Genomic DNA, 19,018 nt, shown 5'->3' with positions numbered 1-19,018 from the left:
GAGAATGGTTCAGGGAGCGCTGACGCGCTCCACGTCGGGTTCGAGGTAGATGACCCGGGCGATCGGAACCGCTTCGCGGATCCGGATCTCGGCGTCGTCAATCGCCTTGGCGATGTCCTGGCCGGAGTCGGTCCGGCCGATGCTGATCTTGGCCGCCACGAGCAGCTCTTCGGGGCCCAGGTGCATGGTCTTGAGATGGATGATCCTGGTTCCTCCGGCTTCGACGGCCGTCCGGATCTTCGCGACGTCGGCCCTGGTCGCCGACTCGCCCAGCAGCAGGGACTTCGTTTCCACCGCGAGCACGACGGCGATGGCCACCAGCAGCAGGCCGATCATGCCGGTACCCAGGGCGTCCCAGATGCCGTTTCCGGTGATGAGCGTCAGGCCGACGCCGAGGAGCGCGAACACGAGGCCCACAAGGGCGCCGAAGTCCTCCAGCAGAATGACCGGAAGCTCCGGCTGTTTGGCGTTCCTAATGAACTTGATCCAGCTCTGTGTCCCGCGGATGTGGTTGGATTCGGCGATCGCCGTCTTGAAGGAGAAGGACTCGGCGACGATCGCGCCGAGCAGCACGGCCAGCGGCACCCACCAGAAGTCCCCTTCGATGGCATGCGGGTGCTGGATCTTCCCCCACGCTTCGTACAGGGCAAAGAGGCCGCCGACGCTGAAGAGCACAATGGAGACGATGAAGGCGTAGATGTAGCGTTCGCGTCCGTAGCCGAAGGGATGTTCGGCGCTTGCTTCCTTCTGTGCCCGCTTGCCTCCGATGAGCAGGAGCAGCTGGTTGCCCGAATCCGCGAGCGAGTGGATGGCCTCCGCCAGCATGGAGGAGGACAGCGTCAGGACAAAGGCGACGAACTTCAGGACGGCAATGCTCAGATTGGCGGCCAGCGCCGCGACAATCGCCTTGGTTCCGCCATTTGCAGCCACGTGCGCTTCTCCTTTGGGATTCTTCCGGGATGGTTGCGGACGCCGGAAGTTGCCTTTATCCGCAAGGAATACCGTACCCGTTTCCGGACCGCCGCCGCACCGCGGCGGGGGCCTGCGGCGTCACGTAACGATTGGGTATGATCCTGCTGACAAGTAAAGCCGCCTATGTTAGCTTGAAGCCATAATCGGGATTCACAATTTGGATACCGACGAATATGTAGGAGGAGACATGGGCTTCATAGGCTGGATCATTCTCGGACTCATAGTAGGTGCAATCGTTAAGGCAGTCATGCCGGGCAGGGTCGGCGGGGGTTGGGTCACCAGCCTGGTGCTCGGCGTTGTCGGCGCCATTGTCGGCGGCTGGATCGGCGACCTTCTGTTCGGCGGCGGCAAGATGGAATTCTGGAATCTCGGTTCCTGGCTACTCGCCATTGTGGGCGGCCTGGTTGTTGCCGGCATCTACGGCGCCATCACAGGTCGCAACAAGACTACGTAATTGCACCGGCCACTGACCGCGCAGCACCAGTGCCGCGGAGGTGACAACGACGGCGGGGCCCACCGAAAGGTGGGCCCCGCCGTCGTTGTGCCCCGTCTAGTCCTGTCGGGGGCCGGTGCCCTGCTGCGATCGGGCGCTCGCGTAGAGGCAGACAGTTGCCGCGGTTCCCAGGTTGAGGCTCTCCGCTCCTCCGTAGACCGGCACGGCCACCCGGTGGTCGGCCAGCGCGAGTTCGTCCTCGGACAGGCCCTGGGCTTCGTTGCCGAAAAGCCATGCTGTCGGGTTTTCCAGGGAATAGACAGACTCGGCGCCGGAGGCCCCCAGGCGCCGTGCGGTGTTCTCGTCCTGGAGCCGATCCAGGTTCAGCTGGCCTTGGCCGTCCGCCGCGAGGACGCCGATGCCGCGTTCCCTGCAGCGGGCCGCCAGCTCCGCCACGTCGGCACCCAGGACAATCGGAAGGTGGAAGAGGGATCCTGCCGTCGACCGCACGGCCTTGGGATTGTAGATGTCCACGCTCGAACCGGTCAGGATGACCGCGTCCGCGCCGGCCGCGTCCGCGGCCCGAAGCACGGTGCCGGCGTTGCCCGGGTCGCGGACCTGGCACAGGACGGCGACCAGACGGGGGCGGGCGTCGAGCACCTGCTCGAGGCTGACGTCCAAAAAACCGCAGACCGCAAGAATGCCCTGCGGGGTCACGGTGTCCGCCATCGCGGCCAGCACTTCGTCGGTGGCGAGGTATGCAGTGGTGCCCTCCGCGAGTGTTTCCAGGTCCGGGTGCCGGTCGAGGCAGGCCTCGCTCGCGTAGACCTCATAGACGAGGCCGGGCTCCCCCGCGGCAATCCTTTTCTGGTGCAGGACCAGGGCCTCCCGGACAGCCTGCGGGCCCTCCGCCAGGAACTCGCTGCGTTTTAAACGGGCCGGACGCCCGGCAAGCTGTGCCACTTTCCTCACCCGATCAGCTCTGGGGTTGGAAAGTGGAAAGTCTTGCGGGCGTCCGGTTTCGTTCATATAAGAACCTTAGTAGCTTTCCAGCCGGTCCTCGAACGACGCTGTCTTTCGACGGCGGCAGGAACTACTTTGCGGCCTTGGCGTCAGCCTTCTCGGCAGCAGGCTTCTTCGCGGGAGCCTTCTTGGCGGCCTTCGGAGCCGGTGCAGCCTCAGCCTGGACGGCCGGGGCGGACGTGTCGGCGGGCAGCGAGTCCTTGGCGACCTTGACCAGCGCGGCGAAGGCGTTGGCGTCGGAGACGGCAAGCTCGGCCAGCATGCGGCGGTCAACCTCGACCTCAGCGGCCTTCAGGCCCTGGATCAGGCGGTTGTAGGTCAGGCCGTTGGCGCGGGATGCAGCGTTGATGCGCTGGATCCACAGGCGGCGGAAGTCGCCCTTCTTCTTCTTGCGGTCGCCATAGCTGTATACAAACGAGTGCAGCAGCTGCTCTTTGGCCTTGCGGTACAGGCGTGAACGCTGTCCACGGTAGCCCTTGGCGCGCTCAAGGATAACCCGGCGCTTCTTGTGGGCGTTGACCGCCCTCTTCACACGTGCCACGTGCGTACTCCTTCAAAATCTGATCCCAAGCGTCTACTGCCGGAATTCCCGGCGGGCCTGAGAAGCCATTGTGGTAGTTGACTGGTGCCAGGTGGCAATCAGTCAGAGAACTTGGAAATTAGATGCCGAGCATCTTCCGGATGACCTTTGCGTCGCCCTTGAAGACGATCTTGTCGCCGGCGAGGCGGCGGGTCAGCCTGGAGGACTTGTGCTCGAGGTAGTGACGGCGGTTGGCCTGCTGGCGGCGCAGCTTGCCGCTGCCGGTCAGCTTGAAGCGCTTCTTAGCACCGCTGTGGGTCTTCATCTTCGGCATGGGAACCGATCTCCTTACGTATCCGCAGACGAGGTCTGCAGTTCTTTCGTGCAGCCGCCCCTGCGGGCGGCATGCTGGTTGCTTGCTGCCGGACATTGCTGTCCGGCAGCCGTGAACTAGTTGGTCTTCTTGCTGCCCGGCTTGGTGGCTGCCTTCGGTGCAGCCGGCCGTGCCGCAGGCTTCGGCGCCGACGGACGCGGTACCGGCTTCGGAGCGGCAACCGGCTTCGGCGCCGCTGCCGGAGCAGCCTTTTCAGCCTCGGGGGCCCGGGCAACCTCTGGAGCCTTCGCGGCGGCAGCCTTCGGCGCCGCAGGCGCCTTGGCAACGACCGGCTTGACGGCGGCCTTCGGAGCTTCGCGCTTCGGAGCCGCCTTGGCGGCCTTGGGGGCCTCCTTGGGCGCTTCCTGGACGGGAGCCTTTTCTGCCGGAGCTGCCTCGACCTTGGTCTTGGCGGCCGTCTCGGCCTTGGGTGCCTCCGAGACGACAGCTTCTTCCACCGGGGCGGACTCGGCCGGGGCCTCGTCGACCGCGGAGGCTTCCGCTGCGGGAGTGTCCGTCGCGGGGGCTTCCGCTGCCGGCGTCTCGGCCTCGGTCACCGTTGCCTCAGGTGCCGCAGTCCGGACCTCGTAGCCTTCCGGAAGAAGATCGGCGAGCGACTGAGTCAGGGGCGCCTCGGGGCCGGAGGTGTCAACGCGGCCGGAAGCCTTGGCTTCGTTCTCCGCTTTGGCTTCCGCGCGCTGCGTTGCGCGGCGGGCCTCAGCCTTGGCTTCGGCCTTGTTCTTCAGGGGACCCACCACCATGACCATGTTGCGGCCATCGATCCGCGGGCTGGACTCTACGACGCCGACTTCGGCGACGTCATCCGCGAAACGCTGGAGCAGGCGGATACCCATCTCGGGGCGCTGCTGCTCACGGCCGCGGAACTGGATCATGGCTTTGACCTTGTCCCCGGCACCGAGGAACCGGAGCGCGTGGCCGCGCTTGGTCTCGTAGTCGTGGGTGTCGATCTTCAGGCGGAAGCGGATTTCCTTCAGGACCGTGTTGGTCTGGTTCTTCCGGGCCTCGCGTGCCTTGACGGCGGCTTCGTACTTGTACTTGCCGAAGTCCATCAGCTTGCACACCGGAGGCTTGGCCTGCGGTGCAACTTCAACGAGATCAAGATCGGACTCGGCAGCCAAACGCAGGGCATCCTCAATACGGACAACGCCTACTTGCTCGCCTGCAGGGCCGACCAGCCGCACCTCGGGGACGCGGATACGCTCATTGATTCTTGGCTCGCTAATGTTAAAGCTCCTGTGTTCGTGAGGGGTATTCCACCGGCAAAAAGAGAAGGCCCCCAATTGCCGGAGCAATCGGAGGCCTCGAAGATCGGAACTGCCTGCCTCAAGGAGGCGGCATGTATCCCCGCCGAACTGACGTCCGGGGGAAATACCCGACCAGGTACCCGGCAACCTTGCTTCCCGAAGGAAGACTCGCGGCTGACGCGGGTGGGAGAGAACTCCGCTTGCAAACTGAAATCCCATCTTACAGAAAGAATCCCCTCGGGCGCACCTACGTGACAAGTCCATCGGACGTGCACATCGGAGCCGAAAGGCTTCCCGCAGTAAAATAACGACATTCAGTCGGTCTGTGACAAGCTTACCAGCATGAGCACTTCAGAGAGTAATTCACACGTTTTCGAGCCCGTTGCCGCCCAGGCCGACGTCTCCCAGGAGATCCGCGACATCTCCGAGGTCCCCGCGATCGAAGTCATCACCACGGCCGCCGTGCACCTGATGAGCGCCGCCGCCGTCAAGCTCGGCCTCGCCGCCGAGGACAACGCGGAGGAGCTCAAGGACCTCGATGAGGCCCGCAAACTGATCACCGCCCTGGCCGGCCTGGTCACCGCAGCGGCCCCCGAAATCGGCTCGCAGCACGCCGGGCCGTTGCGCGACGGGCTGCGTTCCCTGCAGTTGGCCTTCCGCGAGGAATCCACCATCCCCGATGCTCCGGGCAAAGGTCCGGGCGAGAAGTACACCGGAGCTGTCAACTAGGCCCGGCAAACCAGCGGCAGGGCAATCCTGACAGCGGCGCCGCGGGCGGACCACCCAGGTCCGCCCGCCGGCTCCGTCGTTTAACGCCCCCCGCGAAGGGCTAAGGTCAGCCCGCCGCGGCCAGCCGGCGGCGCCGAAGCCGCTGCAGGAGCAGGCCGAGAAGGCACAGGACGACACCGGCCGCCCCCACGGACACGAAGCCCGCCGCAGGGCCGACGCCGTCGATGAAGAGCCCCGCGAGCGGCGCACCCAGCGCCACCCCTCCGGTGAGGGCCGATCCGTACCAGCCCATGGCCTCGCCGCGGCGGCTCTCCTCGACAAGTTCCGCGACTTTCTCCGAGGCGGCTGAGAGCACGGGCGCGCACAGCACCCCGGGCAGGAGCGAGAGCAGGCTCAGGGTCCAGGTGTCCGCCGCGAAGGCCATGGGGATGGTGAGGGCGGACATGCCGAGCAGGAGGAGGATCGGCGAGACGGTCCGGTGCATGGCGCCGTAGAGGACACCGCCCACTACTGATGCCGCGCACCAGAAGAGGAAGACGACGCCGATCTCTGCCTGGTGTCCGCCGGTCTGGAGGGCCGCCACGATTCCCACGTCCGTGCCGCTGAGGACCATGCCCGTCCCGGCGGCGACCGCGAAGACCGCGGCGACGCCGGCGGTGAACCAGCTGAAGTTGTGGATGACCTTGTGCCGCAGGCCGGAACCGCGCTGCCGCCGCTCCTCGGCAGCGGCAGCCAGCGGCGCGAACTCGGCCGCGGCCTCCTGCAGGTGGGCCGGCGCGGCGGCGACGACCGCGGCTTCCGCGCATTCGAGCTGCTCTGATTCGAAGCCGGGGTCCGCGATGGCGCTGCGGGTCGGCGGGTTGAACCACATGAGGAACAGACCCGATACAGAGGTGGCCACGCCCACCACGGTCAGGCCCACGACCGAGAAGCCGCCGGTCGCGACGACCGCCCCGACGGCGGGTCCGATCATGAAGACCAGTTCAGTGGAGATGGCGTCGAGGGCGAAGGCGGTACGGCGCTGTTCACCGGAAGCCAGGACCCCCAGTGACTGCCGCACCACGCTAAAGATCGGCAGGGTCAGCAGTCCCCCGACGAATACGAGCGGCAGCAGCAGTTCGTAGGACACATGGGGCACCACCGACCAGATGACGGTCTCGGAGATGACGGACGGTATGAGCGCCTTCCGCAGGCCCACCGTGTCCACGCGCCGGCCCCGCCATGGCGCCCCGACAGCAATCCCGATGGTCATGACCGCGGCAGCGGCACCGGCTGCCGCGTAGCCCTGCCCCAGGGTCAGCACGATGTGCAGCGTCAGCAGCACGCCTGCTGCCGAATGAGGTATGCGGGCAACCATGCCGACGAGCAGGAGCCGTCGGATGGGGCGCACGGCCAGCAGCTCCCGGTAAAGCGCGAAGTTCACGGACCACATCCTTCTGCTACGGCTCCCGGCAGCACCGGGTAGCCCGCGCCGGCCGTAAGCTATTGTGCTGCGCGCCGCAGCTTGATCTCGATCGAATCAACCCGCTCGGCAAACATTTCATTCCGGGCCCAGGCATTGTTCAGGGCACCCACGATGGACTGCACGCCGGCGGCGTCGAGCCCGTCTTCCAGATACAGCAGCACCCGGAGCTCCGGGCCGGCACCTCCGCCGGCCAGCTGCCTTCCGTCGGCCGTAGCCGAGGCAACTCCACCGCCTGGATGAATTTCAACACGACGGACGGCCGGAAAGCCAACCGCTGCGGCTCCCAGTGACTCTGCGAGGTCCGGGTCCTCGTACGACGGCGTCCACGGCCGCTGCTGCGCCAGCGCCCAGACGGCCGGCCGGCGCACCACGAACGTGAGGTCCGAGCCGGGGTCCAGTACCAGCAGCTCGGCTCCTTCCGCGACTGCCGAGAGGGCGGCTCGCGCCGCGTACACGGCGACCGGACGGGCCCCGGGGTGCCAGGCCTCCAGCGCCGCCGCGGACGTGAAGACCGGCATCGCGGTGCGGCCGTCGGGCGCCTTGAGGGTCACGAGGGACATATCGGCCTGTTTGTCCCCGTGCAGATCGTTCCCGTGCGGCCCGGCCGCACCTTCGCCTTCCTCGGCAAGCCGGGCCACGATCGGCACGAAGACGCGTGCGCCGGCCAGGGCTTCGACCACTCCGGCTTCCGCGCCGCCGGCAGCCAGGGCCGCAACGGCTGCAAGATAACCGGCGTCGGCCGTACCGTCGTCGTCCTCGAAATTGTGGATCTTGGCGTCGTCGCCCGCCAGGCTGCGTCCCGCCCAGGGCTGGCCGGCCGAGTCGGCCGGGCCGCCGGCGCCCGCCAGGGCCGCAGCGATGTGCCCGGGAAGATGCCGTGCGGGGGCGGCACGGCCGACCGTACCCGGCTCTGCGCGCACTGTTCCTGAGGCGTCGGTTCCTGCCGGCGTGTGGTCCATGGCTGCGGGCCTGCTAGCGGCGGCCGGCGGCGTCAAGGGCCTCCGGCAGCGTGAAGCTGCCGTTGTAGAGGGCCTTGCCGATGATCGCGCCCTCGACGCCGAGCGGGACCAGGGACCGCAGTACCTTTAGGTCTTCGAGGCTGGAGATGCCGCCGGACGCAACGACCGGCTTGCCGGTCTTCTCCACCATCTGGCGCAGCAACTCGACATTGGGCCCCTGCAGGGTCCCGTCCTTGGTGACGTCGGTGACGACGTAGCGGGCGCAGCCGGCTTCCTCGAGGCGGCCGAGCACCTCCCAGAGGTCTCCGCCTTCCCGGGTCCAGCCGCGGCCTGCGAGGGTCGTGCCGCGGACATCGAGGCCAACGGCGATCTTGTCGCCGAAGCGTTCGATCACGCGGGATGTCCAGTCCGGGTTCTCCAGCGCGGCGGTGCCGAGGTTGACGCGGGCGACTCCGAGATCCAGCGCCTTCTCCAGCGATTCGTCGTCGCGGAGGCCGCCGGAGAGCTCCACCTTGATGTCCAGCCGGCCCACTACTTCGCGCAGCAGCCCGGCGTTGGAGCCCCGGCCGAAAGCGGCGTCGAGGTCAACCAGATGGACCCACTCGGCCCCCTGTTGCTGCCAGTTCAGCGCCGCCTCCAGCGGAGTGCCGTAGCTGGTCTCGCTGCCGGCTTCGCCCTGCACCAGGCGCACGGCCTGGCCGTTGACGACGTCGACGGCGGGCAGCAGCTCGAGCACGGGCAGCGGGGTTTCGGTGGTCATCGTGGGATCCTCAGCTTCTCAGGTGGCGGCAGGTGGTCGGGACTGGTGCAGGGACCGCTAGGAGGCGGGCAGCGTCAGGAGATAGGCGGCCAGCAGCGACATTCCGGCCAGGACGTAGAACACGATCTGGACCCAGCGCGGACTCTTCTGCTGCCGGAAGGACAGTCCCCCGCCGACCAGCAGCCCGGCAAGGCCCATCAGGATCACGGACCACATCTAGGCGACCTGTCCGGGGCCGGTGGAGGCGGCGTCGGCAGTCCTGGGGCGCAGACTGGTGACCCAGTTGCGCAGCAGACGCGCGCCGGCGTCGCCGGACTTCTCCGGGTGGAACTGGGTGGCGCACAGCGGTCCGTTCTCGACGGCCGCGATGAACGGTGCGCCGTGCTCGGACCAGGTCACGAGGGGCGCCGCCATGCGCGGCTGGATCACGTCGAAGTCCCACTGTTGGACGCCGTAGGAGTGCACGAAGTAAAAGCGCTCGTTCTCGACGCCCGCGAAGAGCGTCGAGCCTTCGGGGACTGACACCGTGTTCCAGCCCATGTGGGGGACGACGCCGGCCGGCAGCAGCTCCACCTTGCCGGGCCACTCCCCCATGCCCTCGGCTTCGGTGCCGTGTTCGACACCGGCTTCGAACAGGACCTGGAGGCCGACGCAGATGGCAAGTACGGGCCGGCCGCCGGCGACACGGCGTCCGATCATGCGGACAGCGTCAACGGCTTTCAGTTCCCGCATGACGGTTTCGAAGGCGCCGACGCCGGGGACCACGAGGCCGTCGGCGTTGAGCACATCCTCCGGCCTGGCGCTCAGGATCACGTGGGCTCCGGCCCGTTCCAGTGCGCGGACGGCCGAGCGGACGTTGCCGGAACCGTAGTCCAGCACCGTGACGGTGGGCTTGCCGTCCGGGGAGACCGGCCTGGTGCCGGCGGCCGGGTCGATGATGGCCCCGTCGCGGAGCACGTTGCCCGTCACAGCGCACCCTTGGTGGACGGGATGCCCTCGACACGGGGATCAGGCTCCACGGCAGCGCGCAGGGCGCGGGCGAACGCTTTGAACTGGGCTTCCACGATGTGGTGGGGGTCCCGCCCTGCGGTGACGTTCATGTGCAGGCAGATGCCGGCGTGCAGGGTGATCGCCTCGAATACGTGGCGTGTCAGGGAGCCCGTGAAGTGTCCGCCGATCAGGTGGTATTCCTGGCCGGCCGGCTCACCCGCGTGGACCAGGTACGGACGGCCCGAAACGTCGACGACGGCGCGCGCGAGGGCCTCGTCGAGGGGAACCGTCGCCTCGCCGAACCGCCGGATGCCGGCCTTGTTGCCCAGTGCCGTGCGCAGGACCTCGCCGAAGGTGATAGCGACGTCCTCCACCGTGTGGTGGACGTCGATGTGGGTGTCGCCCGTGGCCTTGACGGTCATGTCGATCAGGGAGTGCTTGCTCAGCGCCGTCAGCATGTGGTCATAGAACGGAACCGAGGTGCTGATGTCCGAAACGCCGGTGCCGTCCAGGTTAATCTCGACCAGGACCGAGGACTCGCTGGTGGTCCGCTCCATTCGTGCGGTCCGGGCCTCGGCAGCGGGTGATCCGGTGTGGCTCATGTGGGTGTGTCCTTTGGAAGAAGGCATGGGTGCTGGGCAGTCTGGCGGGGCACGGGCTCCGGCTTAAGTCTAGGCGTGCAGCGCCGGGTCGCGGGTCAGGATGCGCTCGAGGGCATGGAGGAACGCTGTGGTTTCCGTCTCAGTGCCCGCGGTGACGCGCAAGTGGCCGGGGATCCCGACGTCGCGGATGAGCACCCCGGCGTCCAGGAGCCCCTGCCATACCTGGTGCGGGTTCTCGAGGCCGCCAAAGAACACGTAGTTGGAATCCGAGGCTGCCGGTTTGAGCCCCATCCGCTGCAGTTCGGAAACGATCCGGTCCCGCTGGCGCTTGATGTCCTCGACGTCGGCCATGAGCGCCTCCCGGTGGCGCAGCGCAGCCAGGGCGGTTGCCTGGGTGATGGCGGACAGGTGATACGGCAGCCGGACCAGGCGCAGTGCGTCGGTGACCTCGGGTGCTGCGGCCATGTAGCCCAGCCGCGCGCCCGCGAGGGCGAACGCCTTGCTCATGGTGCGCGAGACGATCAGCCGCTCCCGGCCGGGCAGCAGCGTGAGGGCGCTGGGCGTGCCGTCGTGGGCGAACTCGTGGTACGCCTCATCGACAATCACGATGGTCCGGCTCGCTTCGCCTGCCGCGTAGACCGCCTCCACGACGTCGAGGCCGAGGCCGGTGCCGGTGGGGTTGTTCGGGGAGCACAGGAACACGATGTTGGGCTGCAGTTCACGGACCTGCCGTGCGGCCGATTCAGCGCTGAGGCCATAGTCCGCCGCGCGCACCCCGATGATGTACTCCGTGTCAGTGCCGGCAGCCAGGAGCGGGTACATCGAGTATGTGGGAGGGAAGCCGAGCGCCGTGCGCCCCGGGCCGCCGAAGGCCTGGAGAATCTGCTGGAGCACCTCGTTGGAGCCGTTGGCCGCCCAGATGTTCTCGGCGCCCAGCCCGTGGCCGAGGTATTCCGCCAGCCCCTCGCGCAGCTCGGTGAACTCGCGGTCCGGATACCGGTTCAGTCCGACCGCCGCTGCGGTGACGGCCTCGGTGATGGCTGCGCGGACGTCGGCCGGAACACCATGGGTGTTCTCGTTGACGTTGAGCAGGATGGGAACGTCCAGCTGGGGCGCGCCGTAGGGGCGCAGACCGCGCAGATTGGTCCGGAGGGGCAGTCGGTTGAGGCGCTCTAACTGGTCAGTCACTTCACCAGTTTAAGTGAGAGGGCGACGGGCGCTGAAACTGTGACGCCTGGGCCCCGTCGCGGCCGGCTGCGGCGCGCGGCTTCGGCATGGCTTTTCCACAGATCCACGGGACTTCCGCACGGCTTGCGCATGGATCCACGTGACTATTTGGACGGGACGAAGAGCTGCTGGCCCGGCATTACTCGAGCGGCCCCCAGGTTGTTCAGCTGCACGATGTCGGCCACGACATCACGGGGATCACGCTCCGGGGCCACCTCTCCCGCGATGGCCCAGAGGGACTCCCCGGGCTGAACAGTCACGGATACGCTGGGCGTCGGCGAAAGCTCGGAGGCCGACTCGGCCGCCTTCGCCGGAGCGTTGAGGAAGCCACTGAAAGACAGGATGAGCGCGGCAAGAAGGATCAGCGGCACGCCGAAGAAGACGAACCTGCCACGCCGGGTCAGACGCAGCGGGGCCTGCTTGGTCCGGACCCGGGCGGCCTGCACAGGCTCCGCGGATGAAGCGTGCTGGCTGGACAAAGTGGGCTGGCGGGTCGACGTGCCTGCGGGCCGGCCGTACTGGCCGAATGCGTCGCGGCTGAAAGTGTCGTGAAACGCGCTTGATGCTGACATGAACTGAGCCCTCCTGGACCATACGTTGCCGCCCGGCGTACTCCACCTACTCGCCGCCAACCGACTGAACCTTCGAACATAGAACCGAACTTGATGCTTCGACCGGAAATTTCCAAATCGAACACATATTCGAACTTTGCTTCTTCCGTTTTAGCACTTACTAACGAACGTTGTCGAGACTCGCTAGAACAAATGTTTGAAAAAGCTTTGCGGCTGGCCTACGTTTGAGTCACAGAACAACCGCTTCTGCAGTTGATCAGCAGGGTCTGACATTTCAGGCCGGAAGTTCCCGGCAGCTGCAGCCACGGCGGCCGGGCGGATTGGAAAGGCGTTGGCGAACATGGCAGCACAAGCCACCGGCGGCAGGGCCACCCAGCGGGGCCCACAGCCAGCCCGGGCCCCCAAGAGCCTTACCGTCCGGCAGAAGAAGATCCTGGAAACCATCCAGCGGTCCGTGACCGACAACGGCTACCCGCCGTCCATGCGCGAGATCGGCGACACCGTGGGCCTCGCCAGCCTCTCCAGCGTCACCCACCAGCTCTCGCAGCTCGAGAAGCTCGGCTATCTCCGCCGCGACCCCAAACGTCCGCGGGCCATGGAGGTGCTTATGCCGCTGACCCTGGACGAGGGAAGCACCAGGATTTCGGGCGTGGAGAAATCCAGCAGCCTGCGGGCGGCGGGAGGGCGGTCCGTCTCGGAGCTCGCCAGCGCCACGGACACCGCGATGGTGCCGTTCGTCGGTCGCATCGCCGCCGGCGGACCGATCCTGGCAGACCAGGTGGTCGAGGACGTCATGCCGCTGCCGCGTCAGCTGGTGGGCCACGGCGAACTCTTTATGCTCAAAGTCGCCGGTGATTCCATGATCGACGCCGCCATCTGCGACGGTGACTGGGTGGTCGTCCGGCGGCAAAGCGACGCAGTCAACGGGGAGATCGTGGCTGCACTCCTGGATGACGAGGCCACAGTAAAGACCTTCCGCCAGCGGGACGGACACACCTGGCTGCTGCCGCAGAATACCCAGTACGAGCCCATCCTTGGCGATCACGCCGTCATCATGGGCAAGGTCGTCTCGGTGCTGCGGTCGCTCTGACGCACACCGGCCACAGGGCATGAGGGCCCCGTCCGACATCGGACGGGGCCCTTCGCGTTCCTCCCCAGTTACTCGCGAAGCACGGGCCCGCCGGTCCCGGACGGCGCCGGCATCCCGCGGGTGCGCGGAGACAGAAGGAAAGCAACCCGGCGGGAAGGCCGCACTCCCCCGGCTGCGCCCCGCCGGGGCTCCCGCCAGACCTACGTAGCGGGCTGCCCGGATTCCTTCGAGAGCCGCTCCAGAGCCGCGAGGGCAACTCCGGGGTCGGTGGTCGGCCAGAACGGTGGCAAGGCGGCACGGAGGAAGGCTCCGTAGCGCTCAGTGGAGAGCCGGGAATCCAGCACCGCCACGACACCCTTGTCCGACGTCGAACGAATCAGCCGTCCGGCTCCCTGGGCAAGGCGGATCGCGGCGTGGGTTGCCGAAACGCTCATGAAGCCGTTGCCGCCGGCCTGGGCCACGGCCCGGGACCGGGCGGTCATCAGCGGATCGTCGGGCCGCGGGAACGGGATCCGGTCGATGACGACGAGACGGCACGAGACACCCGGGACGTCAACGCCCTGCCAGAGGGACATGGTGCCAAAAAGGCACGTGTCCGGTTCGTCGGCGAACTGCCTCACGAGCGCCGTCATGGTCGAATCGCCCTGGCACAGGATGTCCATGTCCAGCCGCGGCCGCATGGCCTCTGCGGCTTCCTCCGCGGCGCGCCGGGAGGAGAACAGGCACAGGGCTCCGCCGCCGGAGGCCCGGATGAGCTTCTCCAGTTCGTCCAATGCTTCCGGGGAAGTGCCCCGGCCGGGTTTGGGCAGGTGTTTGGCAACATAGAGGATGCCCTGCTTGGGGTATTCGAACGGCGAACCGACGTCGACGCCGGTCCAGCTGGGCGCGCCGTGGCCGACAAGCCCCAGGCCGCCGGCAGCCGGTTCGAACGCGGAGCCGATTGCGAGGGTAGCCGAGGTCAGTATGACGGTGTGGTCCGCGAACAGGCCCTCGCGCAACCGGCCGGCCACGCTGAGCGGCGCCACGTTGATGAGGGCCGGTGCCGTTTCGTCCGGCTGGGAGTAGCCCTGTGCCGGGTCGAAGGTGCTGTTGCGGGAGAACCACACCACTTCACGGTTCTCGCGGGCCGCCAGGAGGCGTTCGCACAGTTCCAGGATGACCATGAGCCGGGAGCGGGCGAGCTGGCGACCGCCGTCGGCCGTGGTGGCGCTGTCGCCCTTGGAATCGGAGAGCGCGGCGCGGCAGGCGTCGCGGAGCTGGTCCACGCAGTCCAGCTGTTCGGTGTTGAGGCCGTTGGGCATGAGGCCGCTCGGAACCCCCTCAATGGCAAGTTCAAGGTTGGACGCGGCATTGTTGAGCGCATCCACGGTGATGCCGGTGTGCTTGCGGGCCCCGGACGCGGCCACATGGACCATCGCCACGGAGAGCTGGCCGGATACGGCGCCGGTCACGCGGTCTTGCAGCTCATGGGCTTCGTCCACCACCACGACGTCGTACTCGGGCAGGACCGCGAGGCCCTCGAAGGCACTGACGGCCAGCATGGCGTGGTTGGTGACGACGACGTCGGCGTCCGCGGCGTTCTGCCGGGCCAGTTCGCTGAAGCATTCGGCCGCGAGGGGGCATTTTTGCGCCCCGAGGCACTCCATCGACGTCACAGAGACCTGGCGCCAGGCCCGGTCGGTGACACCGGGCATGAGCTCGTCGCGGTCCCCCGTGGCGGTCTCTTCGGCCCAGTCGCGGAGCCGGACGACTTCCTTGCCCAGTTGCGATGACGGCCCGCCCATGGCCGCGGCGAAGTGCGGGACGCTCGTGTCCTCCCCGAGGGAAAAGAGCTGGCCCTCGGAGGGCTCTTCGGAGGGGAAGCCGCCCTCGAGCTTGTGCCGGCAGACATAGTTGGAGCGGCCCTTCACGAGGGCAATCTTGACGGGCCGGTCCAGGGCGGGCGTGATGGTCTTGAGCAGCCGGGGCAGGTCACGGCCGACGATCTGGGTCTGCAGGGCCAGCGTGGCGGTGGAGACGAGGGTGGGTTTGTCGCTGACCAGGGAATGGGCGATCAGCGGGATCAGGTAGGCGAGGGATTTGCCGGTGCCGGTGCCGGCCTGGACCAGGAGGTGGTCGCCGGTGTCGATGGCGCGTGCCACCTGCCGGGCCATCTCGTGCTGGCCGTCGCGGCTCTGGCCGCCCATGCCGGACACCGCCCGGTCGAGGAGTTCAAGAACGAACTCCTCGCCGGCCGGCTTCTGCTTTCCTGCCCCTTGGCGGTTGCCGGCCTCCGCGGGAGGGTCTTCCCCTGCCGCGTCGGCCGTGTCCACGTCCGTCCCTGTCACTGCCGCCTCAGTCATTGCTGATGAAGGAATCCAGTTCAGCGGCGAGGCCCTCGCGCACCATCACGACGGCACGGGTACCCGTTTCCTCGTGATCGAGGCTCAGGATCTCGGCGTCGGTCTCGTGGAGCTTGTTGAGCAAGTCCCCGCGGCTGTAGGGGATCAGCAGCTCAAGCTTCACGCTGGGCCGCGGGATGCCCTCGCTGATGGCCTTGAGCAGGGCCGGAATGCCTTCACCGGTGCGCGCCGAGACCACCACGTGGCGCGGTTCGCGCTGCTTGAGCCGTTCAAGTACAAACGGATCGGCGGCGTCGGCCTTGTTCAGGACGATGATTTCCGGGACCTTGCGCGCATCCACTTCGCTGAACACTGTCCGGACCGCGGCAATCTGCCCCTCCGGATCCGGGTGGGAGGCATCAACGACGTGCAGGATCAGGTCCGAATCGGCCACCTCTTCCAGAGTGGAGCGGAAGGCCTCCACGAGCTGGGTGGGCAGCGAGCGGACGAAGCCCACGGTGTCGGCAAGGGTGTAGCCCAGCCCGTCAGCGGTCTCGGCCTTGCGGACGGTCGGATCCAGGGTGGCGAACAGGGCGTTCTCCACCAGGACGCCGGCGTCGGTCAGCCGGTTCAGCAGCGAGGACTTGCCCGCGTTGGTGTATCCGGCGATCGCCACCGAGGGAACTGCGTTCCGACGGCGGTTGGCGCGTTTGGTCTCGCGGGCCGGTTTCATCGCGGCGATCTCACGCCGCAGCTTGGCCATCCGGGTGCGGATCCGGCGGCGGTCCAGTTCGATCTTGGTTTCACCGGGACCACGCGAGCCCATGCCTGCACCGGCGCCGCCCACCTGGCCACCGGCCTGGCGTGACATCGACTCGCCCCAGCCGCGCAGGCGAGGGAGCAGGTATTCGAGCTGGGCCAGTTCGACCTGGGCCTTGCCTTCGCGGCTCTTGGCATGCTGGGCGAAGATATCCAGGATCAGGGCTGTCCGGTCAATGACCTTGACCTTGACGATGTCTTCCAGGCCACGCCGCTGGGACGGGGCGAGTTCGGCATCGACGACGACGGTGTCGGCGCCGGTGGACATCACGATGGCTTTGAGTTCCTGTGCCTTGCCGGAGCCGAGGAAGGTCCCCGGGTCGGGCTTGGCCCGGCGCTGGACCAGGCCGTCAAGGACTTCCGAGCCGGCCGTTTCCGCGAGGGCCGCGAGTTCACGCAGCGAGTTCTCGGCGTCGGCGAGCGTTCCTTCGCTCCAGAGCCCGGCCAGGACTACGCGCTCCAGGCGCAACTGCCGGTATTCGACTTCGGTGACGTCTTCGAGTTCGGTGGACAGGCCGGCGGTGCGGCGCAGGGCGTGCCGTTCCTCGAGATCCTGCTGGTCGCCGTCGTAGTTGCTGTAGACCTCATCCAGGCGGGAAATGGCCTGGGCCTTGCCGAGCACTGTCTTGGGCTCGCCGGCGGTGGCACCGGTGCTCTGGCCTGCCTTCCCGGCAGGGGTGTCCTTGGAGAGGATCCGGTCGATAACAGCCTGGATTTCCGCGGGACTCATGTCCTGGGATGCTGAATCGGGTCCGGTGTTGGGCTGACTGGTCATGGTCTCCTTTAAAGGTTCGGCAGTTTCAGAATAGTGCCCATTGCTGCTCTGTGGTGCGGTATTCGCGCTGGGCTGACGACTGGGGGTCATGCGGGCCTCCTGGGATGCCCGCGGCGGCCGTGCCGGGGGCATGGTGGGCTCCGATACGGAGCGGTTAAATAAGGGGAGGAAGAGGCGGCACGTTGCACCTCGCTGCGGGGAAACAGCCGTGTAGTACCTGACCGCTGAGCCGGCTCCGGTGACGGGCCGGCTGGATGCCGCCGTCCCAAGGCGGGACTCCAAGTGGTCCGGGCGCCACCGGGTGAGAAGAATCACTGCGGAGGCGCGCCGAGCGGAAGGTGACTACCTGCGTCGCTACGGGACGGGACTAAGCCCGTGCCGGCTACTTGAAGTTCAAGAACATGGATTTAACCCTAGCAGACCTCTCTCGTGATCCCGGCCGGTGGGTCCGCCGGCGAGGCGTGCCCGTTTCGCGTGGAAATTCCCGGCCGCAGCCGGCTGCAGCCGGTTTCCCATACGGGCCGGGGGCCAACTAATCTGGCCCATTATGGAGTCTGCACACTATTTCAGCGCCCAGCCCGCCGGGCCCTTCACCCGTAAGCCGCTTTCTGTGGAGCTTGCCGGTGAGACGCGGCGGCTGCAGACGTCCTCAGGGATCTTCAGCCCGGATGGCATCGACAAGGGGACGGCCGTGCTGCTTGCCGACGTGCCTGCTCCGGCGCCGCAGGGAAACCTGCTCGATATCGGCTGTGGCTGGGGGCCGATTGCCCTGACCATGGCCCTCCGGGCACCTCATTCGCACGTCTATGCCGTGGACGTCAATGAACGGTGCGTGACGCTCACGAACGAGAACGCGGCCTTACTGGGGCTGGACAACGTCACCGCGAGCACGCCGGAGGCCGTGGACCCGGACGTGCGTTTCGATACCATCTGGTCCAACCCGCCCATCCGGATCGGCAAGGACGAGCTGCACGCCCTGCTCCGGCTGTGGTTGCCGCGGCTGGCTCCGGGTGGATCCGCGTGGCTCGTGGTGCAGAAGAACCTGGGCTCGGACTCGCTGCAGCGGTGGTTGGCCGCAGAACTGGACAGCGGTTTCTCGGTGACCCGGGAGAGCACGTCGAAGTCTTTCCGGATCCTGCGGGTCAGGAAAGCGTCCCGCTAGCGACGATCACGGCGGGGCCGCTGAGCTCGACGTGTTCGCGCCCTTCCGTGCCGAGGAAGAACTTCACGCCCACGACCCCGCCCGGCACGTGGACGTTCCAGGCGTCGGGGGCGCCTTGCCCCGCCCAGTGGCGGATGGCGACGGCGGCGGCGCAGGCACCGGTACCGCAGGACTGGGTTTCCCCCACTCCCCTCTCGTGAACGCGCATCGTAATGGTCCCGACGCCGTCGTGGACCAGCGGCTCGGACGGAACGACGAACTCTACGTTGGTGCCGTGCGGCGGCTTGGGATCAACGTGGGGCGCGGTGAACAGCTCGGTGGCGTCCAGTTCAGCCAGTTCGGCCAGCGCCACCACGGTGTGCGGGTTGCCCATGCTGACGGACAGCGCAGGCCGGGCAACCTCAAGCCCCTCGGCACTGACCAGCGAGTCCATGGCGCGGGCGGTGGCCTCCCCCGGGAAGATGAACTCCCAGGGGCCCATGTCGACGGCATAGCCGGCGGCGGTACGGACGATCGTCTTGGCCCCGCCGCGGGTGCCGATGGTCAACGACTCCCCGGCCGGCAGATCGACGAGACCCTCCGCGATGAGGAAGTGCACGAACACCCTGACCCCGTTGCCGCACATTTCCGAGAGCGAGCCGTCGCCGTTGCGGTAGTCCATGAACCACTCGGCGTCGGGGTGCCCGGTCAGCAGCGCCTGGCCCTCGGGCAGGAGCCGCGACGGGACGGCACGGATCAGTCCGTCGCCGCCGATCCCGCGGTGCCGGTCACACAGTGCCACCACTTGCTCGGGCGTAACGGACAGCGCGCCGTTGGGGTCCGCAATCAGCACGAAGTCGTTGCCTGTGCCGTGGCCTTTGGAAAACTTCAGTCCGCTCAGGATTGCGGTTTCGCCGGCAACGTTGCGGTCAGCGGCCAAGGCAAGGGATTCGTCCATGCTCCAAGGTTACCGGTCGGGCTG

20 protein-coding genes are annotated in these 19,018 nt (G+C 67.4%); 4 read left to right on the top strand and 16 right to left on the bottom strand.

Annotation, left to right across the window (positions count from 1 at the left end; translation table 11 throughout):
* Positions 1 to 9: 9 nt before the first annotated feature.
* Complete coding sequence (locus AC1DCZ_RS09540) at positions 10 to 930, bottom strand: cation diffusion facilitator family transporter (protein ID WP_476896882.1); 921 nt, start codon at positions 928 to 930, stop codon at positions 10 to 12.
* A 229-nt stretch (positions 931 to 1,159) separates the two neighbouring features.
* On the opposite strand from AC1DCZ_RS09540, the gene AC1DCZ_RS09535 reads away from it, so the two are divergent.
* The gene (locus AC1DCZ_RS09535) at positions 1,160 to 1,426 is read left to right on the top strand and encodes a GlsB/YeaQ/YmgE family stress response membrane protein (RefSeq protein ID WP_476896915.1); all 267 of its coding nucleotides are present in this window, start codon (positions 1,160 to 1,162) and stop codon (positions 1,424 to 1,426) included.
* A 96-nt stretch (positions 1,427 to 1,522) separates the two neighbouring features.
* Here AC1DCZ_RS09535 and AC1DCZ_RS09530 read toward each other — a convergent pair whose 3' ends face one another.
* The 4 genes from AC1DCZ_RS09530 to infC form a co-directional block, all read right to left on the bottom strand.
* The gene (locus AC1DCZ_RS09530; protein WP_476974364.1) at positions 1,523 to 2,434 is read right to left on the bottom strand and encodes a TrmH family RNA methyltransferase; all 912 of its coding nucleotides are present in this window, start codon (positions 2,432 to 2,434) and stop codon (positions 1,523 to 1,525) included.
* A gap of 64 nt (positions 2,435 to 2,498) precedes the next feature.
* Positions 2,499 to 2,969: a 50S ribosomal protein L20 gene (gene rplT / locus AC1DCZ_RS09525; RefSeq protein WP_476974363.1), complete on the bottom strand. Its 471-nt coding sequence runs from the start codon at positions 2,967 to 2,969 to the stop codon at positions 2,499 to 2,501.
* Positions 2,970 to 3,087: 118 nt separating this feature from the next.
* Positions 3,088 to 3,282, bottom strand: a complete 195-nt coding sequence (gene rpmI, locus AC1DCZ_RS09520) for a 50S ribosomal protein L35 (RefSeq protein ID WP_009358635.1) — start codon at positions 3,280 to 3,282, stop codon at positions 3,088 to 3,090.
* Positions 3,283 to 3,398: 116 nt separating this feature from the next.
* Complete coding sequence (gene infC, locus AC1DCZ_RS09515) at positions 3,399 to 4,523, bottom strand: translation initiation factor IF-3 (protein WP_476974362.1); 1,125 nt, start codon at positions 4,521 to 4,523, stop codon at positions 3,399 to 3,401.
* A gap of 405 nt (positions 4,524 to 4,928) precedes the next feature.
* On the opposite strand from infC, the gene AC1DCZ_RS09510 reads away from it, so the two are divergent.
* Positions 4,929 to 5,315: a DUF1844 domain-containing protein gene (locus AC1DCZ_RS09510; RefSeq protein ID WP_476896879.1), complete on the top strand. Its 387-nt coding sequence runs from the start codon at positions 4,929 to 4,931 to the stop codon at positions 5,313 to 5,315.
* A gap of 106 nt (positions 5,316 to 5,421) precedes the next feature.
* Here the strand turns inward: AC1DCZ_RS09510 and AC1DCZ_RS09505 are convergent, their stop codons facing one another.
* The 8 genes from AC1DCZ_RS09505 to AC1DCZ_RS09470 all read right to left on the bottom strand — a co-directional run bounded on the left by AC1DCZ_RS09505 (position 5,422) and on the right by AC1DCZ_RS09470 (position 11,764).
* The gene (locus tag AC1DCZ_RS09505; RefSeq protein WP_476974361.1) at positions 5,422 to 6,738 is read right to left on the bottom strand and encodes an MFS transporter; all 1,317 of its coding nucleotides are present in this window, start codon (positions 6,736 to 6,738) and stop codon (positions 5,422 to 5,424) included.
* Positions 6,739 to 6,797: 59 nt separating this feature from the next.
* Positions 6,798 to 7,739: an SseB family protein gene (locus AC1DCZ_RS09500; RefSeq protein WP_476974360.1), complete on the bottom strand. Its 942-nt coding sequence runs from the start codon at positions 7,737 to 7,739 to the stop codon at positions 6,798 to 6,800.
* A 13-nt stretch (positions 7,740 to 7,752) separates the two neighbouring features.
* Complete coding sequence (gene priA / locus AC1DCZ_RS09495; protein ID WP_476974359.1) at positions 7,753 to 8,499, bottom strand: bifunctional 1-(5-phosphoribosyl)-5-((5-phosphoribosylamino)methylideneamino)imidazole-4-carboxamide isomerase/phosphoribosylanthranilate isomerase PriA; 747 nt, start codon at positions 8,497 to 8,499, stop codon at positions 7,753 to 7,755.
* Between the two features lie 57 nt (positions 8,500 to 8,556).
* Positions 8,557 to 8,715, bottom strand: a complete 159-nt coding sequence (locus tag AC1DCZ_RS09490; protein WP_476974358.1) for a hypothetical protein — start codon at positions 8,713 to 8,715, stop codon at positions 8,557 to 8,559.
* On the bottom strand, positions 8,716 to 9,468 hold the full coding sequence (gene hisH, locus AC1DCZ_RS09485) for an imidazole glycerol phosphate synthase subunit HisH (RefSeq protein WP_476974357.1): 753 nt from the start codon (positions 9,466 to 9,468) through the stop codon (positions 8,716 to 8,718).
* Positions 9,465 to 10,091, bottom strand: coding sequence for an imidazoleglycerol-phosphate dehydratase HisB (gene hisB / locus AC1DCZ_RS09480; protein ID WP_476974356.1), 627 nt, complete (start codon positions 10,089 to 10,091; stop codon positions 9,465 to 9,467). The genes hisH and hisB overlap by 4 nt, the downstream gene beginning before the upstream one ends.
* Positions 10,092 to 10,160: 69 nt before the next feature.
* Complete coding sequence (locus AC1DCZ_RS09475; RefSeq protein ID WP_476974355.1) at positions 10,161 to 11,279, bottom strand: histidinol-phosphate transaminase; 1,119 nt, start codon at positions 11,277 to 11,279, stop codon at positions 10,161 to 10,163.
* A 143-nt stretch (positions 11,280 to 11,422) separates the two neighbouring features.
* Positions 11,423 to 11,764: a LysM peptidoglycan-binding domain-containing protein gene (locus tag AC1DCZ_RS09470; protein WP_476974397.1), complete on the bottom strand. Its 342-nt coding sequence runs from the start codon at positions 11,762 to 11,764 to the stop codon at positions 11,423 to 11,425.
* A gap of 466 nt (positions 11,765 to 12,230) precedes the next feature.
* Here AC1DCZ_RS09470 and lexA point away from each other — a divergent pair, with 466 nt between their 5' ends.
* Positions 12,231 to 12,980 carry a transcriptional repressor LexA gene (gene lexA, locus AC1DCZ_RS09465; RefSeq protein WP_476895015.1) on the top strand — a complete coding sequence of 250 codons (750 nt, stop codon included), beginning with the start codon at positions 12,231 to 12,233 and terminating at the stop codon, positions 12,978 to 12,980.
* Positions 12,981 to 13,180: 200 nt separating this feature from the next.
* Here lexA and AC1DCZ_RS09460 read toward each other — a convergent pair whose 3' ends face one another.
* Positions 13,181 to 15,322, bottom strand: coding sequence for an ATP-dependent DNA helicase (locus tag AC1DCZ_RS09460; protein WP_476974354.1), 2,142 nt, complete (start codon positions 15,320 to 15,322; stop codon positions 13,181 to 13,183).
* On the bottom strand, positions 15,315 to 16,895 hold the full coding sequence (gene hflX, locus AC1DCZ_RS09455) for a GTPase HflX (RefSeq protein ID WP_476974353.1): 1,581 nt from the start codon (positions 16,893 to 16,895) through the stop codon (positions 15,315 to 15,317). Before hflX ends, AC1DCZ_RS09460 begins: the two co-directional genes overlap by 8 nt.
* Before the next feature lie 547 nt (positions 16,896 to 17,442).
* Between hflX and AC1DCZ_RS09450 the strand changes: the two genes are divergently transcribed.
* The gene (locus AC1DCZ_RS09450) at positions 17,443 to 18,057 is read left to right on the top strand and encodes a class I SAM-dependent methyltransferase (RefSeq protein WP_476895018.1); all 615 of its coding nucleotides are present in this window, start codon (positions 17,443 to 17,445) and stop codon (positions 18,055 to 18,057) included.
* On the opposite strand, the gene dapF is transcribed toward AC1DCZ_RS09450, so the two are convergent.
* Positions 18,038 to 18,994 (bottom strand): diaminopimelate epimerase, encoded by a 957-nt coding sequence (gene dapF, locus AC1DCZ_RS09445; RefSeq protein WP_476974352.1) that lies wholly within the window; start codon positions 18,992 to 18,994, stop codon positions 18,038 to 18,040. The two genes, AC1DCZ_RS09450 and dapF, sit on opposite strands and share 20 nt — an antisense overlap.
* Positions 18,995 to 19,018 lie beyond the last annotated feature (24 nt).

This window comes from Arthrobacter sp. 10N418 (assembly GCF_056394725.1).
The sequence above is the reverse complement of the archived record's forward strand: the minus strand, read 5'-3'. Positions and strand labels throughout refer to the sequence as shown.

Coding starts and splice junctions, on each gene's coding strand:
- AC1DCZ_RS09535 (WP_476896915.1), top strand. CDS start 1,160: ATGGGCTTCATAGGCTGGATCATTCTCGGACTCATAGTAGGTGCAATC.
- dapF (WP_476974352.1), bottom strand. CDS start 18,994: ATGGACGAATCCCTTGCCTTGGCCGCTGACCGCAACGTTGCCGGCGAA.
- hflX (WP_476974353.1), bottom strand. CDS start 16,895: ATGACCAGTCAGCCCAACACCGGACCCGATTCAGCATCCCAGGACATG.
- priA (WP_476974359.1), bottom strand. CDS start 8,499: ATGACCACCGAAACCCCGCTGCCCGTGCTCGAGCTGCTGCCCGCCGTC.
- AC1DCZ_RS09450 (WP_476895018.1), top strand. CDS start 17,443: ATGGAGTCTGCACACTATTTCAGCGCCCAGCCCGCCGGGCCCTTCACC.
- AC1DCZ_RS09510 (WP_476896879.1), top strand. CDS start 4,929: ATGAGCACTTCAGAGAGTAATTCACACGTTTTCGAGCCCGTTGCCGCC.
- AC1DCZ_RS09530 (WP_476974364.1), bottom strand. CDS start 2,434: ATGAACGAAACCGGACGCCCGCAAGACTTTCCACTTTCCAACCCCAGA.
- hisB (WP_476974356.1), bottom strand. CDS start 10,091: ATGAGCCACACCGGATCACCCGCTGCCGAGGCCCGGACCGCACGAATG.
- AC1DCZ_RS09460 (WP_476974354.1), bottom strand. CDS start 15,322: ATGACTGAGGCGGCAGTGACAGGGACGGACGTGGACACGGCCGACGCG.
- AC1DCZ_RS09490 (WP_476974358.1), bottom strand. CDS start 8,715: ATGTGGTCCGTGATCCTGATGGGCCTTGCCGGGCTGCTGGTCGGCGGG.
- AC1DCZ_RS09500 (WP_476974360.1), bottom strand. CDS start 7,739: ATGGACCACACGCCGGCAGGAACCGACGCCTCAGGAACAGTGCGCGCA.
- lexA (WP_476895015.1), top strand. CDS start 12,231: ATGGCAGCACAAGCCACCGGCGGCAGGGCCACCCAGCGGGGCCCACAG.
- rpmI (WP_009358635.1), bottom strand. CDS start 3,282: ATGCCGAAGATGAAGACCCACAGCGGTGCTAAGAAGCGCTTCAAGCTG.